Consider the following 16,911-nt stretch of genomic DNA (forward strand, 5'->3'; position numbering starts at 1 on the left):
ATTGTTCCAGTTCCGGCGTGCCAAAGGATGTAGCAAATCAGGAGACTGTTACCGCGTAACAGTTCAGCCGGCGGCGATCTCGTGACCCGCCATCAGTTCCAGCGCTCGCACCATTGCCGAGTGATCCCAACCCTTGCCGCCATGCGCGGTGCACGACGAGAACAATTGCTGCGCCACCGCCGTGCTCGGCAGCGACAGGCCGAGCGCACGCGCGCCTTCGAGTGCGAGATTGAGATCCTTCTGGTGCAGCTCGATGCGGAAACCCGGATCAAAATTGCGCTTCACCATGCGTTCGCCATGCACCTCGAGGATGCGTGAGGAGGCAAAGCCGCCCATCAACGCCTTGCGCACCAGCGCAGGATCAGCACCGGCCTTGGATGCGAACAGCAAGGCCTCGCTCACTGCCTCGATGGTCAGTGCGACGATGATCTGGTTGGCGACTTTCGTGGTCTGACCGTCACCATTGGCGCCGACATGGGTGACGTTCTTGCCCATCCTGTCGAAGACCGGTTTCATGGTGCCGAAGGCCCGCTCCGGGCCGCCGACCATGATGGTGAGGCTCGCAGCCTTTGCGCCGACCTCTCCGCCCGACACCGGCGCATCGAGATAGTCCGCGCCCAGCGCCTCGATCTTCCTGGCGAACTCCTTCGTCGCCAGCGGCGAGATCGAGCTCATGTCGACGACGATCTTGCCCTTGGAGATGCCGCCGGCAACGCCGTCCTTGCCGAACAGCACCGCTTCCACATGCGGCGTATCCGGCACCATGATGATGACGGCGTCCGCCTCCTCCGCGACCTCCTTGGCCGATTTGCAGGCAATGCCGCCCGCCGCGATCAGCTCGGGTGCAACAGGCGCGACGTCGTGCAGGAGCACGCGATGGCCCGCGGCCAGAAGATGGCCGGCCATCGGCCGTCCCATGGTGCCAAGTCCGATGAAGCCGATGTCGATCATGTCAGGTTATCCTCACGTCTCGAACGTCTGTGCCGCATGCCAGGAGAGACCTTCCAGCGTCGTGGTGCGCGGCTTGTACTCACAACCGATCCAGCCGCGATAACCGATCGCGTCGAGATGGCGGAACAGGAAGGGATAGTTGATCTCGCCGGTGCCGGGCTCATGCCGGCCGGGATTGTCGGCGAGCTGGATGTGGGCGATCTCAGGCAGATATTCCTGCATGGTGCGGGCGAGGTCGCCCTCCATGATCTGCATGTGGTAGATGTCGTACTGGACAAAAAGATTGCTCGAGCGCACTTCGGAGATGAGCTGAATTGCCTGCTCGGTGCCGTTGAGGAAGAAGCCGGGAATGTCGAGCGTGTTGATCGGCTCGACCAGCAGCTTGATGTTCTCCCGCGCCAGCGTCGAAGCCGCAAAGCGCAGGTTTCCCACCAGCGTTTCCTGAAGCTCACGCGGATCGGCATCGACGGGCGCGATGCCGACGAGGCAGTTGAGCTGCTCGCAATCGAGTGCCTTGGCATAGTCGATGGCGCGGAACACGCCGTCGCGGAATTCGGCGGTGCGGTCGGGCAGGATCGCGATGCCGCGCTCGCCGCCGGCCCAATTGCCTGCGGGGAGATTATGCAGCACCTGTGTCAGCCCGTGGGCCTCGAGCTGCTCGCGCAGCTGCGCCTTGTCGAAATCATAGGGAAACAGATATTCGACCCCCGAGAAGCCAGCCGCCTTCGCAGCAGTGAAGCGGTCGAGGAACGGCATCTCGTTGAAGAGCATGGTGAGGTTGGCGGCGAATTTCGGCATGGTGCTTCTTCCCTATTCCGCCGGCTGCAGCACGCCGGGCTGCTTGGTTCCGACCTCGTCGAGTGGCAGGTCCAGCACCTCCTCGAACTCGACAATGTTGTCGATCTCGGTGCCCATCGCGATGTTGGTGACGCGTTCGAGGATGAACTCGACGACGACAGGCACGCGGTGCTTCGCCAACAGCTCGCGGGCGGTCGCGAACGCCGCCTGCGTGTCCTTCGGGTCGGTGACGCGGATCGCCTTGCAGCCAAGGCCTTCTGCCACCGCGACATGGTCGACGCCGTAGGCACCGATCTCCGGGGAGTTGATGTTCTCGAAGGAGAGCTGGACATGGTAATCCATGTCGAAGCCGCGCTGGGCCTGGCGGATCAGGCCGAGATAGGAATTGTTCACGACGACGTGGATGTAGGGCAGATTGAACTGCGCGCCGACCGCGAGTTCCTCGATCAGGAACTGGAAGTCGTAGTCGCCGGAGAGCGCGACGATCTCGCGCTCTGGACACGCCGCACGCACACCGAGCGCCGCGGGCAGCGTCCAGCCGAGCGGCCCGGCCTGCCCGGCATTGATCCAGTTGCGCGGCTTGTAGACGCCGAGGAATTGCGCACCCGCAATCTGCGACAGGCCGATCACCGTGACATAGGTGGTGTCGCGGCCGAACGCCTTGTTCATCTCTTCATAGACGCGCTGCGGCTTGATCGGGACGTTGTCGAAATGGCTCTTGCGCAGCATCGTCGTCTTGCGGTCGCGGCAGGCCGCGGGCCACGCCTGGCGCTCGCGGAGCCTGCCTGACCGCCGCCACTCCCTGGCGACGGTGACGAACAGTTCGAGCGCAGCCTTGGCGTCGGAGACGATGCCGAGATCAGGATTGAACACGCGCCCGATCTGGGTCGGCTCGATGTCGACGTGAACGAATTTGCGGCCCTTGGTGTATGTCTCGACCGAGCCGGTGTGCCGGTTGGCCCAGCGGTTGCCGATGCCGAGCACGAAATCGGATTCGAGCATCGTGGCGTTGCCATAACGATGGCTGGTCTGCAGGCCGACCATGCCGGCCATCAGCACGTGATCGTCGGGGATAGCGCCCCACCCCATCAACGTCGGCACGACAGGCACGTTGGTGATCTCGGCGAATTCGACCAGCAGGTCCGAGGCATCGGCATTGATGATGCCGCCACCGGCGACGATCAGCGGCCGCTCGGCGGCGTTGAGCATCTCCAGCGCCTTCTCGACCTGCTTGCGGGTCGCCGCGGGCTTGTAGACCGGCAGCGGCTCGTAGGTCTCGTCGTCGAACTCGATCTCGGCGAGTTGCACGTCGAGCGGCATGTCGATCAGCACCGGCCCCGGCCGCCCCGAGCGCATCACATGAAACGCCTGGCTGAACACGCGCGGCACCAGCGCCGGCTCGCGCACCGTCACCGCCCATTTGGTCACCGGCTTTGCGATCGACTCGATGTCGACGGCCTGGAAGTCCTCCTTGTAGAGCCGCGCCCGCGGCGCCTGCCCGGTGATGCAGAGGATCGGGATGGAATCGGCGATCGCCGAATAGAGCCCCGTGATCATGTCGGTCCCCGCCGGCCCCGAGGTTCCGATGCAGACGCCGATATTGCCGGCCTTGGCGCGCGTATAGCCCTCGGCCATGTGCGAGGCGCCCTCGACATGCCGCGCCAGGATGTGGCGGATCGAGCCGCGCTTCTTCAGCGCCGAATAAAGCGGATTGATCGCAGCCCCGGGAACGCCGAAGGCGGTCGAGATGCCTTCCTTCTCCAGGATGCGCACGGCTGCATCGATAGCTCGCACCTTCGCCATATCGGACCTCGCTTGTTTACGTCAGCGAGCGAGATCATCAGGCGCGAGAGATGCGATCTCAACGAGATCGATTTTATTTTCCACGATGCGGCAGCCGCAGAAAAATCGCGGCGGTCTCAATCGGTTAGATCGAGATATCCGTGAAAGCAGTTCACTCGAACAGCGGCGCCAGCGCCATCTGCGGCACCAGCACCAGGCCCTTGTCGGTGATGCGAATTTCCGGAATGACCGATAGGGGAATCAAATTGAAGCCCATGTAGGGGATGGTGCAGCCGGCCTCGGCCCATTCCTTCTTCAGCGCCTTGACCTCTTCGGCCACCTCGGTGACGCGCTTGTCGGAGAGCAGGCCCGCGATCGGCAGCGGCACCAGCGCCCTCACCTTGCCGTCAGCGACCACGCAGACGCCGCCCTGCTGTTCCCTGATCGCGGCAATCGCGACCTGCATGTCGCCCTCATTGGTTCCGGCGACGATGATGTTGTGGCTGTCGTGCCCGACGCTGGAGGCCACCGCGCCGCGCTTCAGGCCGAAATCCTTCAGCAGACCGTAAGCGACGTTGCCGGCCGACTTGCCGTGACGCTCGACCACCGTGACGAAGCAGAGGCCGTAGCGGGCGAACAGCGACGGCCAGTCCTTTGCGGGCTCGATCTTGACCTTCTCATGGATCAGCGTGATGCCGGGCAGCGCGGTCTTGATCGCGTTGACGGTACACGCCTTCGCCGGAAGCTCCGGCGTCAGCTTGACCTTGTCCGGCAGCTTCACCGTCGCATAAGCCGCCTTCGGATATTGGTAGCGCCGCGACAGCGCCTGATCGAGGCTGTCAGTGATCTTGCCGTGCTCGACCACGAGCTCGCCGCCATACCAGGTGCATTGCGGCTTGAGCTGATCGTCCATCAGCACGAGATCGGCACGACGGCCGCCGCCGAGGCCACCGATGTCGCCATCCATGCCGAAGCGCGTCGCGCCATGGAGCGAGCCCATCGACCAGGCCTGCTCCGGCGACATCCCCGCCTTCACGGCTTCGCGCACCACCCAGTCGAGACCGAACATCAGGAGATCGTCGGCATCGCGGTCGTCGGTGCATACCGCCGTTCGCTTGTGCGAGGCGCCGAGCTCGGTGATGGTGCGGATCGCCTGCGGCAGCGAGTGCCAGGGCGTGGTCGGCGGGCCGCCGCGCAGGAAAACCCAGACGCCGGCGTCGAGCAGATCGTCGGCGATGTCGCGGTCGATCGCCTCATGGGTGTCGGTGACGCCTGACGCCGCATAGGCCGCGACGAATTCGCGGCCATAGACGTGTCCGGACACGGGACGTCCGCGTTTCAGGGCGGCGGCGAGGATGGCGTGGCTGCGCTCGTCGCCCATCGTCACCGGAACGAAGTCCATCTTCTCGCCGAGCGCCACCGCTTCGGGCCAGCGGTCGAACAGGCCGGCGATCTTGTCGGGCGTGAGATCCCCGCCCGCGGTCTCCAGCTCCGCCGAGGTCGCGGGCACCGTGCTCGGCACCGTCAGGAAGATCGACAGCGGCGCCTCGCGCGCGTCCTCCAGCATCGCCTCGACGCCGGCAACATCCATGACGTTGCCGATCTCGTGGCTGTCGCAGAAAATCGTGGTGGTGCCGTTCAGCAGCGCAGCCTCGGCATAGGCGCAGGCCGTCACCATCGAGGATTCGATGTGGATATGCGGATCGACCAGGCCCGGCGCGATGATGCCGCCGGCCGCGTCATAGAGCGGCACGCCGCTCCAAATCTTCCTCGCGGCTCCGGCAGGCTTCACCGCCGAGATGCGGCCGCCGGTGATCCAGACTTCCCGTCCCGGATGGATGCGCTCCGAATAGGTTGAGAGCACCCGCGCGCCCGTGATGACGAGATCGGGCGCGACGCGGGCCGAGGCGACGTCGGCGAGGCGACGTGTCATGCTGTGCAACGGCGCGACGGAGAAACGAGTGAGCTTGGTCATGGGAACCTCGCTTGGCGTTACGGCCGAACGGTAGTTACGCCCTGCGTCAAACCGGGCAAACTCAAATGTAGCGGCGCACCCTGCTTACGCCTTGGGCGCCGAACCGGCTGCCGCCCTCGACCTTGGACGTCTGCGCGACTTCTGTGCTGTCGGTGCCGGCGCTGCAGCGGCCTTGACCCTGATCCTCACCGACCGACCGTTTGTCTCATCGATCTCGAACGAATTCGTCTTTCGCACGAGGTCGCTCAGCTTGCGAAAACCAAACGTTCTTGGATCGAAATCGGATGCCAAGTTGGCGAGCCGTTGCCCGAGTTCACGGAGCGCGACCCAACCGTCCTCGCTCTCCATCTGGGTGATGACCTTCTTGATGATCGGCGTGGCCGCTTCGGGCGGCTGCAGCGGCGCAGACCTCGAGGAGGCGTCCTGGGTGGTCGCCGTGCTGGCAAGCAGGTTCTCCGTGTAGACGAATCTCCGGCAGGCCTGGCGGAAGCTTTCCGGGGTCTTCTGCTCGCCGAAGCCGAAGACATCGACGCCCTGCTCGCGGATGCGGGCGGCCAGACGGGTGAAGTCGCTGTCGGATGACACCAGGCAGAAACCATCGAACCGGCCGCTGTGGAGCAGGTCCATGGCGTCGATGACCAGCGTGATGTCGGACGCATTCTTCCCGGTCGTATAGGCGAACTGCTGCTGCGGGATGATGGCGTGTTTCGACAGGATGTCGGCCCAGCCCTTGGATCTGGCATTGGAGAAGTCGCCGTAGATGCGGCGGACGCTGGCCTCGCCGATCTTGGCAATCTCCTCGAACAGCCCATCGGCGATCTTGGCGGAGGCGTTGTCGGCATCGATCAGGACGGCGAGACGGGGCGAGCGGAGTTCCGACGGCATGGCGTTTCCTCAACAAGCTGGAGGCAGCATTTAGAAGACGCCCGCGGCAGAACGGTTAATCCTCGTTCGCCTTGAATCGCCCGAGGCCCTTTAGCACGAAGGGTGCCAGCAGCGCGATCAGCGCGACGCCGAGCAGCGTCGCCGAGATCGGGCTCTGCAGCAGCGTCATGGGATCGCCAAGGCTGATCGCGAGCGCGCGGCGCAACTGGCTCTCCGCGATCGGGCCGAGGATCAGGCCCACGACGACGGGCGCAATCGGAAAATCGAACCGGCGCATCAGGAACCCGAGCACGCCGAAGCCTGACAGCATCGACAATTCGACCACCGACGGCTTTGCCGCGATGGTGCCCATGGTCGCGAACACGAGGATGCCGGCATAGAGCCAGGGCTGCGGGATGGCGAGCAGACGCACCCACAGGCCGACCAGCGGCAAATTGAGTACCAGCAGCATCACGTTGGCGATGAACAGGCTGGCGATCAGGCCCCAGACCAGGTCGGGCCGTTCGGCGAACAGCAGCGGGCCCGGGTTGAGGCCGTATTGCTGGAAGCCCGCCAGCATCATCGCGGCCGTGGCCGAGGTCGGCAGCCCCAGCGTCAGCAGCGGCACCAGCGTGCCGGCGGCGGACGCGTTGTTGGCGGCTTCCGGGCCCGCCACGCCCTCGATCGCGCCCTTGCCGAACTCGTCCGGATATTTGGTGAGCCGTTTCTCGGTCGAATAGGACAGGAAGGTCGGGATCTCCGCGCCGCCGGCCGGCAGCGCGCCGATCGGGAAGCCGAACATGGTGCCGCGCAGCCACGGCTTCCACGACCGCTTCCAGTCTTCCTTCGTCATCCACAGCGAGCCGCGCACCGGCTCGAGCTTTTCCTCGGTGTGGTGGCGGCGCGATGCCACATAGAGCGCCTCGCCGACCGCGAACAGGCCAACCGCCAGCGTCGTCACCTCGACGCCGTCGAGCAGCTCGGGGACACCGAACGCGAGCCGCGCCTGCCCCGTCAGCTTGTCGATGCCGACAAGGCCGAGCGTCAGGCCGATGAACAGGCTGGTCAGGCCGCGGATCGGAGAATCGCCGAAGGTCGCCGACACCGTGACGAAGGCGACGCACATCAGCGCGAAATAGTCCTCGGGGCCGAAGCGCACCGCGAAATCGACCAGCCACGGCGCGAGGAAGGCGAGCCCGATGGTGGCGATGGTGCCGGCGACGAAGGAGCCGATCGCGGAGGTCGCAAGCGCGGGACCGCCGCGACCGGCCTTGGCCATCTTGTTGCCTTCCAGCGCGGTCGCCATCGAGGCGCTCTCGCCGGGCGTGTTGATCAGGATCGCCGTGGTCGAGCCACCATACATGCCGCCGTAATAGATGCCGGCGAACATGATCAGCGAGCCGCCGGGATCGAGCTTGTAGGTGACGGGCAGCAGCAGCGCGACGGTGAGCGCCGGGCCGATGCCCGGCAGCACGCCGACGGCCGTGCCGAGGAACACGCCGATCAGCGCATAGAGCAGGTTCATCGGCTGAATGGCGACGGCCATGCCGTGCGCCAGCGCCGCAAAAGTGTCCATCACAGCAGTCGCTCCAGCGGGCCGGTCGGAAGGCTCAGCGTCAACAACCGGTCGAACGCGAGATAGATCAGGATCGACATCACGAGGGCGATGATGGAATCCACCAGTATGGCGCGGCGTCCGAAAGCCGCCGACGTCGTCACGAACAGCGCCGATGTCGCCAGGATGAAGCCGCCGCCAAAGCCGATGATGGCGATCAGCAGCCCAAGACCAACAAGGATCAGGAACACCGGAACCGGATCGGTGCTCTCACGCTCCGGCAGATTGCCCCGCAGCGCATCGATGAAATTGCCGATCGCGAGCAGCGCGAGGCCGCTGGCGACCACGATCGGCATCGCCTCCGGCCCCATGCCGTACATCGTGGTGGATGACAGGCCGCGCGCGTCGAAGACCAGCACCGCGGCAAGGCCTGCAAGCAATGCAGCGATGACGATGCCGGCGCGGTCGACGCGCCGCGGCGGCTGAGCCGGATCGCCGGAGGTCATGACTTGACGAGGCCGACCGATTTCAACACGTCGGTGACCCGCACGGTTTCCTTCTTCAGGAAGTCGGCGAAGGCGTCGCCGCCGAGATAGGCGTCCTCCCAGCCCTTCTGCTTGAGGATCTCCTTCCAGGCGTCCGACTTCACCATCTTCTCGATCGCCTCGCTCAGCGTCTTCTTCTGCTCCGGGGTGATGCCGGGAGGCGCCACCACCGATCGCCAGTTGGCGATGACGAGATCGATCCCCTGTTCCTTGAACGTCGGGATGTCGCTGCCCGGGATACGCTTCTCGGAGGTCACGCCGATCGCGCGCAGCTTGCCGGACTTGATCTGCCCTTCATATTCGCTGAGGCCCGAGATGCCGGCGGTGACCTTGCCGCCGAGGATCGCGGCGAGCGACTCGCCGCCGCCGGAGAACGGGATGTAGTTGATCTTCTTGGCATCGGCGCCGACGGCGCCGGCGAACAATGCCGCCATCACATGATCGACGCCGCCAGCCGAGCCGCCGGCGAAGGTCACCTTGGCGATATCGGCCTTGACCGCAGCGGCCAGATCCTGCGCGGTCTTGATCGGCGAATTCGCGGGCACCACGATCACCTGGATTTCCTCGGTGAGGCGTGCAATCGGCGTCACCTGTTCCAGCGTGACCGGCGACTTGTTCATGGCGAGCGCGCCCACCATGACGAAGCCGTTGACCATCAGCTGGTTGCCGTCGCCCTTGGCACCGTTGACGAATTGCGCGATGCCGACACTGCCGCCCGCGCCGGGAACGTTGGTGACCTGCACGCTGCGCGCGACACCGGAGGCCACCAGCGCCTGCTGCATCGAGCGCGCGGTCTGGTCCCAGCCGCCGCCGGGAGCCGCCGGCGCCATCACCTTGAGCTCGAGCTGCTGGGCCAGGGATGGCGTCGCTGCCGCAAGGGTCAGCGCGACGGCTGCGCCGACAAGGCGCGCGGAAAAATGGAACATAAGGACGCTCTCCAGGCTCATGCGGACGTTTGCCGCATTGTGTCGTTTGGTCGCATATCAACCAAAACGGCCGATGCTGTCCAGCCACCCCCAGGGGTTTCGGGTCAGCGGGGCGTCGGGATCACCCCGCCGAGGGCAGCCGTCAGTTCGGCGGCAACATCCCGGACGATTTGCCCGATTTCCGGCAACCTCTGATCGGTCAACCGGCTGGTCATGCCGGAGACGGAAATCGCCGCGAGCGGCTCGGCGCAGTCGTTGTAGACCACCGCCGCAATACAGCGCAGGCCCATGCAGGCTTCCTCGTCGTCGAGCGCAAAGCCCTGCTTGCGGATCTTTTCGAGTTCCTTGAACAGGTCGCTCGGCCGCACGATCGATTTCTCGGTCAGGCGGGGCATGCCGTGATGGCGGATGACGGCGCCGACGTCCTCGTCGGAATAGGTCGCGAGCACCGCCTTGCCAACGCCTGACGTCACCATGGCGACGCGGCCGCCGACCTGGGTCAGCGAGCGCATGATCTCGCGGCTCTCCATCCGGGTCAGCACAATGATGAACTCGTCGTCGACCACGGCGAGGTTGGCGGTCTCGCGGGTGAGATCGCGCAGCTTGCGCAGGTACGGAATCGCCTGCGTGGAGAAATTGCGCCGCCGCGCAAAGCTCGCGCCCACCGTGAAGGCGCGCGAGCCGACGTGCCATTTGGATTCGGCGCGGTCGAACTGAACGAAGCGGCGGCTTTCGAGCGTTGCGAGCAGGCGGTGCACGGTGGAGACCGACAGGCCGGTGCGCACGGCAAGGTCGCTGAGGCGGTAGCCCTCGTCGTCCTCGGCCAGCGTCTCCAGGATCGACAGCGCGCGGTCAACCGACTGCACGCCGCCGTCGCGTGTCTCAGGCTCATGGTCGGCCGTGGATTTCGGCTCGACGGTCCTGCGGCGCATCACGTTTTTCCTCATCGCGACCTGCATATCAGCCAGTCAGACGATTGACGCTCGTGCCGTGAAACTTTCCCGCATCGTGGGAAACGTCGCCCCGGCCGTCACCGGGGCGACGTTTTCTGTTGACAGCTTAGAGCAGCCCTGCCCCGCGCGCCCACTTGTACTTCGCGCCCAGCACCTCGACCGGCAGCTCGGTCGAATAGGCGTAGGCCGGGATGCCGTTCTGGTAGAGATATTCGGCGGCTTCCTCGACCTCGACGTCGCCGGCGAGCGAGGCGACGATCGGCTTCACGAAGCCCTTGGCCTCCATCTCCTTCTTCACCTCGACCATGTTGCGGGCGAACACCATCGGCGGCGTGACGATGGTGTGCCAGTAGCCGAGGATCAGCGAATGGATGCGCTCGTCCGAGAGGCCGAGCTTCACCGTGTTGACGTAGGTGATCGGCGGCTCGCCACCGGTGATATCCACAGGATTTCCGGCCGCGCCGAACGGCGGGATGAACTTGCGGAAGGCCGCATCGAGATCCGGCGGCATCGACATCAGCGACAGGCCGTTGTCGACGCAGCTATCCGACAGCAGCACGCCCGAGCCGCCGGCACCGGTGATGATCAGCACGTTCTCGCCCTTCGGCGTCGGCAGCACCGGCACGCCGCGGGCGAATTCGAGCAGCTGCCGCAGGCTGCGGGCGCGGATCACGCCCGACTGCGCCAGCACGTCCTCGTAGATCTTGTCGTTGCCGGCGAGCGCGCCGGTGTGCGAGGACGCCGCCTTGGCGCCGGCCGAGGTGCGGCCGGCCTTGAGCACGACGACCGGCTTCTTCTTGGAGACGCGCTTGGCGGCTTCCGCAAAGGCGCGGCCGTCCTTGAGGTCTTCGCAGTGCTGCGCGATCAGGTTGGTGTTCGGGTCCTGCTCGAAGAAGGCGAGCAGATCGTCCTCGTCGATGTCGGACTTGTTGCCGAGGCCGACGATGGCGGACACGCCCATCTTGGCCGAGCGCGAGAAGCCGATGATGGCCATGCCGATGCCGCCCGACTGCGACGACAGCGCCGCGTGGCCCTTGACGTCGTAAGCGGTGCAGAAGGTCGCGCAGAGATTGGCGGGCGTATAATAGAAGCCGTAGATGTTCGGCCCCATCAAGCGGATGTCGTACTTCTTGCCGACTTCGACGATCTCGGCCTGAAGCTCCGGCGCACCGGCTTCCGCAAAGCCCGACGGAATCAGCACCGCGCCCGGGATCTTCTTCTCGCCGCACTCGGTGAGTGCAGCGGCGACGAACTTGGCGGGGATCGCGAACACGGCCGTGTCGATCACGCCGGGCACGTCCTTGACGCTCTTGTAGGCCTTGTAGCCCAGGATCTCGGCGGCCTTGGGATGGATCGGGTAGATGTCGCCCTTGTAGCCGCCGTTGATGAGGTTCTTCATCACGGAGTTGCCGATCTTGCCGTCCTCGGCGGAGGCGCCGACCACGGCGACCGCCTTCGGCTGCATGATACGGTTCATGGCCGCGACGATCTCTTCGGTCGGGCGCGGCTTGGGCTTCGGCACATAGGCAAAGTCGACGACGATGCGGACGTCGGCGGCGGTGGCGCCCTTCGCCGTCGCAAACACCGGGTTAAGGTCGAGCTCGACGATCTCAGGGAAATCGGTGACGAGCTGCGACACCTTGACGATGACGTCGGCCAGAGCAGTACGGTTCACCGCCTCGCCGCCGCGAACGCCCTTCAAAATCTCATGTGCCTGGATGCCGTCGAGCATCGAGAGCGCGTCTTCCTTGGTCGCGGGCGCGAGGCGGAAAGTGATGTCCTTGAGCACCTCGACCAGCACGCCGCCGAGGCCGAAGGCGACCAGCTTGCCGAACGAGCCGTCGGTGATCGAACCGACGATGACCTCGGTGCCGCCGGCCAGCATCTGCTGCACCTGGACGCCCTCGATCTTGGCGTCAGCCTTGTACTTCCTGGCATTGGACAGAATGGTCTCGTACGCCTTCTCGGCGTCCTCAGCATTCTTGAGGCCGACGATGACGCCGCCAGCTTCGGTCTTGTGGAGGATATCCGGCGAGACGATCTTCATGACGACAGGGAAGCCCATCGAGGAGGCCATCTTGCCGGCCTCGCCCGCCGACTTGGCCACGCCTTCCTTCGGCACCGGAATGCCGTAGGCGTCGCAGACCAGCTTGCCTTCCGGGGCCGTCAGGCTGGTGCGGTTGTCCGCCTTGACCTGGTCAAGCACCTTGCGGACGGCATCTTTGGAATTGGACATGTGGCTTCTCCCTTGACCTCAGTTCGTTCTTTTCAAAGCGCGCGCGTGTTTTGCGGCTGCCCGTGATGCTTGCCATTCGCCGCGCTCTGTTCCATGTCGCGGGCCGGAGCGGCATAAAGCCGAAGATTACTCCGCCGCCTTGGATCAAAAATGGCTGGCGATGGCATTTGGTATGCCAGAAGCCAACTTGTCAAGCTGCAGCGTTGCTTAGAACGCCGCAAAAAATAGCCGCCTTGACATTCTGGCATGTGGTATGCCAAAAACTTTCCCGTTAATATTCCTGTAAAAGACGACTCCCACTGGAGGAGATTCGTCGTGTCACTACGGAAACCAACCAAGGCGTTGCCGAACATGGCCGAGGCAGACATCGCAATCGTTCGCATTGCCCCGGAGAGCAGCTTCAAGAACAAGGCGTATGACGCCTTGAAGGAAGCCATCCTCAAGATGGACATCTACTCGACGCCCGAGCCGGTGATGCTCGACGAGCGCGCGTTGTCCGAACGCCTCGGCGTCAGCCGCACCCCGATCCGCGAAGCCATCGCGATGCTGGAACAAGATGGCTTCGTGAAGACGGTTCCGCGCCGCGGCATCATGGTGGTGCGCCGGACCAAGAGCGAGATCGTCGACATGATCCGCGCCTGGGCGGCGCTGGAAAGCATGGCCGCGCGCCTCATCACCACGACCGCACGCAAGAAGGACATCACGGCGCTGCGCGACTTCTTCAAGGATTTCGGCAAGGACCGCCTGCCCGAGGATCACGTCGAGGAATATTCCAAGGCCAACATCGCCTTCCACCAGGCGCTGATCTCGCTGTCGGAATCCCCTGTCCTGGTCGACCTCACCAACGACCTCCTGCTCCACGTGCGCGGCTATCGCCAGCTGACGATCGGACGCAAGGACCGCACCGCGACCTCCCTGCCCGAGCATCTCGGCATGATCGAAGCACTGGAGGCCCGCGACACCGAGCTCGCCGAGAAGCGCGCCCGCGACCACACCCTCGGCCTTGCCGCTTACGTCGAAGCGCACGGTCAGGAACTCTTCACTTAGCAACGTTCACCAGAAGGGCGAAAAACTCGCCCCAGTATTGAGACCAGGGAGACAAGGCCCATGCTGAACACCGCGACCAAGTCCGAGGCACCGGGCACCGAGCAGGAGCTGACGGATGGCTTCCATCTCGTCATCGACGCGCTCAAGCTGAACGGCATCAACACCATCTATAATGTGCCGGGCATCCCGATCACGGATTTGGGCCGCATGGCGCAGGCCGCCGGCATCCGCGTGATCTCCTTCCGCCACGAGCAGAACGCCGGTTACGCCGCAGGCATCGCCGGCTATCTCACCAAGAAGCCCGGCGTCTGCCTCACGGTCTCCGCGCCCGGCTTCCTCAACGGTCTCACTGCGCTCGCGCACGCCACCACCAACTGCTACCCGATGATCCTGGTCTCGGGCTCCTCCGAGCGCGAGATCGTCGACCTCCAGCAGGGCGACTACGAGGAGATGGACCAGCTCGCGATTGCAAAGCCCCTGTGCAAGGCGGCCTATCGCGTGCTGCACGCCCAGGACATCGGCATCGCGTTCGCCCGCGCCATCCGCGCTGCGGTCTCGGGCCGTCCGGGCGGCGTCTATCTCGACCTGCCGGCAAAGCTGTTCGGCCAGGTGATGAACGCCGACGCCGGCCGGAAGTCGCTGGTCAAGGTGATCGACGCGGCGCCTGCGCAGATCCCCTCGCCCGCTTCGGTGAAGCGCGCGCTCGACGTGCTCAAGGCGGCGAAGCGTCCGCTCATCATCCTCGGCAAGGGCGCGGCCTACGCGCAGGCCGATGAAGAGATCAAGAGCTTCGTCGAGAAGAGCGGCGTGCCGTTCCTGCCGATGAGCATGGCCAAGGGCCTCCTTCCCGACACCCATCCGCAGTGTGCCGGCGCGGCTCGCTCGACGGTGCTGAAGGACTCCGACGTCGTCATGCTGATCGGCGCACGCCTGAACTGGCTGCTCTCGCACGGCAAGGGCAAGAGCTGGGGCGAAACCCCGAAGAAGTTCATCCAGGTCGACATCGAGCCGCGTGAGATGGACTCCAATGTCGAGATCGTCGCACCCGTCGTCGGCGACATCGGCTCGGTCGTTTCGGCCTTCAACCAGGCCATCGCTACGGGCTGGACCGCCCCGCCGGCGGAATGGACCAAGGCGATCACCACCAAGCGCGACGAGAACGTCGCCAAGATGGCGCCGAAGCTCATGAACAACAAATCGCCGATGGACTATCACGGCGCGCTCGGCGTTCTGAAGAACGTCATCAAGGAGCACCCGGAGGCGATCCTCGTCAACGAAGGCGCCAACACGCTCGACCTCGCCCGCGGCGTCATCGACATGTACAAGCCCCGCAAGCGTCTCGACGTCGGCACCTGGGGCGTGATGGGCATCGGCATGGGCCAGGCGATCGCCGCTGCGCTCGAGACCGGTCACCCCGTGCTCGCGGTTGAAGGCGACTCGGCGTTCGGCTTCTCCGGCATGGAGGTCGAGACCATCTGCCGCTACAACCTTCCGATCTGCGTCGTCATCTTCAACAATGACGGCATCTATCGCGGCACCGACGTCAATGGCGCCAACGACGATCCCGCGACGACCGTGTTCGTCAAGGGCGCGCGCTACGACAAGATGATGGAAGCGTTCGGCGGCGTCGGCGTGAATGCCACCTCGCCCGACGAGCTCAAGCGCGCCGTCAACGAAGCCATGAAGTCCGGCAAGCCGACGCTCATCAATGCGGTGATCGATCCGGCCGCGGGCTCGGAGAGCGGCCGCATCGGCAACCTCAATCCGCAGAGCGTTCTGCAGAAGAAGAAGTAAGTCCACCCCTCAACCCTTTACTCCCTGCCGGGCGCAGGGGCAGACACAGAGTACGGAGCAACAGCATGACCAAAGCGCTCACGGGCGTTCGCATTCTCGACTTCACCCACGTTCAGTCCGGACCGACCTGCACGCAGCTGCTGGCCTGGTTCGGCGCCGACGTGATCAAGGTGGAACGTCCGGGCGTGGGTGACATCACCCGCGGCCAGCTGCAGGACATCCCGAACGTGGACAGCCTGTATTTCACCATGCTCAACCACAACAAGCGTTCGATCACGCTCGACACCAAGAATCCCAAGGGCAAGGAAGTCCTCACCGAGCTGATCAAGAAGTGCGACGTGCTGGTGGAGAATTTCGGCCCCGGCGTGCTCGACCGCATGGGCTTCCCCTGGGAGAAGATCCAGGCGATCAACCCGAAGATGATCGTCGCCTCGATCAAGGGCTTCGGCCCCGGACCGTACGAAGACTGCAAGGTCTATGAGAACGTCGCGCAGTGCACCGGCGGCGCCGCCTCCACCACCGGCTTCCGCGACGGCCTGCCGCTCGTCACCGGCGCGCAGATCGGCGATAGCGGCACCGGCCTGCATCTGGCGCTCGGCATCGTCACCGCGCTCTATCAGCGCACGCATTCGGGCAAGGGCCAGCGCGTCACCGCCGCGATGCAGGACGGCGTGCTCAACCTCGCCCGCGTCAAGCTGCGTGACCAGCAGCGCCTCGCCCACGGTCCGCTCAAGGAATACAGCCAGTTCGGCGAAGGCATTCCGTTCGGCGATGCCGTGCCGCGCGCCGGCAACGATTCCGGCGGTGGCCAGCCCGGCCGCATCCTGAAGTGCAAGGGTTACGAGACCGACCCCAACGCCTACATCTACTTCATCACCCAGGCTCCGGTCTGGGAGAAGATCTGCGACGTGATCGGCGAGCCCACCTGGAAGACCGACCCGAACTACGCCAAGCCGGCGGCCCGCCTGCCGCGCCTCAACGAGATTTTTGCTCGCATCGAACAGTGGACGATGACGAAGACAAAATTCGAGGCGATGGAGATCCTCAACAAGGACGACATCCCCTGCGGCCCGATCCTGTCGATGAAGGAGATCGCCGAGGACCAGTCGCTGCGCGCGACCGGCACCGTGGTCGAGGTCGACCACCCCACCCGCGGCAAGTACATCTCGGTCGGCAACCCGATCAAGCTGTCGGACTCACCGAGCGACGTCGAGCGCTCCCCGCTGCTCGGCGAGCATACCGACGAGATCCTGCGCTCGGTGCTCGGCTTCAGCGATCATCAGGTCGCCGAGATTCACAAATCCGGCGCACTCGACCCGCCGCAGAAGCAGGCCGCGGAGTAATCGGACCTGTCAGTGAACGACGAAGGGCCGCCGGTTTCGGCGGCCTTTTTGTTTGAAGGAAGATCTACTTCGATCTAGGTAGTGGACTCAAACCTAGCCCATAGACGGGTGGCGGCGAGCAGAACGGCTGCGAGGAAGTTTC

13 protein-coding genes are annotated in these 16,911 nt (G+C 64.8%); 3 read left to right on the forward strand and 10 right to left on the reverse strand.

Annotation, left to right across the window (positions count from 1 at the left end; translation table 11 throughout):
• Window positions 1-63: 63 nt before the first annotated feature.
• The 10 genes from CO669_RS08700 to CO669_RS08745 form a co-directional block, all read right to left on the reverse strand.
• Entirely contained in the window at window positions 64-951 is an 888-nt protein-coding gene (locus CO669_RS08700) for a 2-hydroxy-3-oxopropionate reductase (RefSeq protein WP_097659359.1), read from the reverse strand.
• Window positions 952-963: 12 nt separating this feature from the next.
• On the reverse strand, window positions 964-1,749 hold the full coding sequence (gene hyi, locus CO669_RS08705; RefSeq protein ID WP_097659360.1) for a hydroxypyruvate isomerase: 786 nt from the start codon (window positions 1,747-1,749) through the stop codon (window positions 964-966).
• 12 nt (window positions 1,750-1,761) lie between these two features.
• Window positions 1,762-3,552, reverse strand: coding sequence for a glyoxylate carboligase (gcl, locus tag CO669_RS08710; protein ID WP_097659361.1), 1,791 nt, complete (start codon window positions 3,550-3,552; stop codon window positions 1,762-1,764).
• Window positions 3,553-3,703: 151 nt separating this feature from the next.
• The gene (locus CO669_RS08715) at window positions 3,704-5,506 is read right to left on the reverse strand and encodes an adenine deaminase (RefSeq protein WP_097659362.1); all 1,803 of its coding nucleotides are present in this window, start codon (window positions 5,504-5,506) and stop codon (window positions 3,704-3,706) included.
• An 84-nt stretch (window positions 5,507-5,590) separates the two neighbouring features.
• The gene (locus CO669_RS08720; protein WP_097659363.1) at window positions 5,591-6,391 is read right to left on the reverse strand and encodes an NYN domain-containing protein; all 801 of its coding nucleotides are present in this window, start codon (window positions 6,389-6,391) and stop codon (window positions 5,591-5,593) included.
• A 55-nt stretch (window positions 6,392-6,446) separates the two neighbouring features.
• Complete coding sequence (locus CO669_RS08725) at window positions 6,447-7,946, reverse strand: tripartite tricarboxylate transporter permease (protein WP_097659364.1); 1,500 nt, start codon at window positions 7,944-7,946, stop codon at window positions 6,447-6,449.
• Window positions 7,946-8,431 (reverse strand): tripartite tricarboxylate transporter TctB family protein, encoded by a 486-nt coding sequence (locus CO669_RS08730; RefSeq protein ID WP_097659365.1) that lies wholly within the window; start codon window positions 8,429-8,431, stop codon window positions 7,946-7,948. Before CO669_RS08730 ends, CO669_RS08725 begins: the two co-directional genes overlap by 1 nt.
• Window positions 8,428-9,396 (reverse strand): Bug family tripartite tricarboxylate transporter substrate binding protein, encoded by a 969-nt coding sequence (locus tag CO669_RS08735; protein ID WP_097659366.1) that lies wholly within the window; start codon window positions 9,394-9,396, stop codon window positions 8,428-8,430. Before CO669_RS08735 ends, CO669_RS08730 begins: the two co-directional genes overlap by 4 nt.
• A gap of 104 nt (window positions 9,397-9,500) precedes the next feature.
• Window positions 9,501-10,343 (reverse strand): IclR family transcriptional regulator, encoded by an 843-nt coding sequence (locus CO669_RS08740; RefSeq protein ID WP_198963903.1) that lies wholly within the window; start codon window positions 10,341-10,343, stop codon window positions 9,501-9,503.
• Between the two features lie 112 nt (window positions 10,344-10,455).
• Window positions 10,456-12,585 carry an acetate--CoA ligase family protein gene (locus CO669_RS08745; RefSeq protein ID WP_097659368.1) on the reverse strand — a complete coding sequence of 710 codons (2,130 nt, stop codon included), beginning with the start codon at window positions 12,583-12,585 and terminating at the stop codon, window positions 10,456-10,458.
• Window positions 12,586-12,936: 351 nt separating this feature from the next.
• Here CO669_RS08745 and CO669_RS08750 point away from each other — a divergent pair, with 351 nt between their 5' ends.
• The 3 genes from CO669_RS08750 (at window position 12,937) to frc (ending at window position 16,769) form a co-directional block, all read left to right on the forward strand.
• Window positions 12,937-13,632: a GntR family transcriptional regulator gene (locus CO669_RS08750; protein WP_164936202.1), complete on the forward strand. Its 696-nt coding sequence runs from the start codon at window positions 12,937-12,939 to the stop codon at window positions 13,630-13,632.
• 60 nt (window positions 13,633-13,692) lie between these two features.
• Complete coding sequence (gene oxc / locus CO669_RS08755) at window positions 13,693-15,426, forward strand: oxalyl-CoA decarboxylase (RefSeq protein WP_097659369.1); 1,734 nt, start codon at window positions 13,693-13,695, stop codon at window positions 15,424-15,426.
• 65 nt (window positions 15,427-15,491) lie between these two features.
• The gene (frc, locus tag CO669_RS08760; protein ID WP_097659370.1) at window positions 15,492-16,769 is read left to right on the forward strand and encodes a formyl-CoA transferase; all 1,278 of its coding nucleotides are present in this window, start codon (window positions 15,492-15,494) and stop codon (window positions 16,767-16,769) included.
• Window positions 16,770-16,911: the final 142 nt, after the last annotated feature.

This window comes from Bradyrhizobium sp. Y36 (assembly GCF_002531575.1).
Classification (GTDB): domain Bacteria; phylum Pseudomonadota; class Alphaproteobacteria; order Rhizobiales; family Xanthobacteraceae; genus Bradyrhizobium.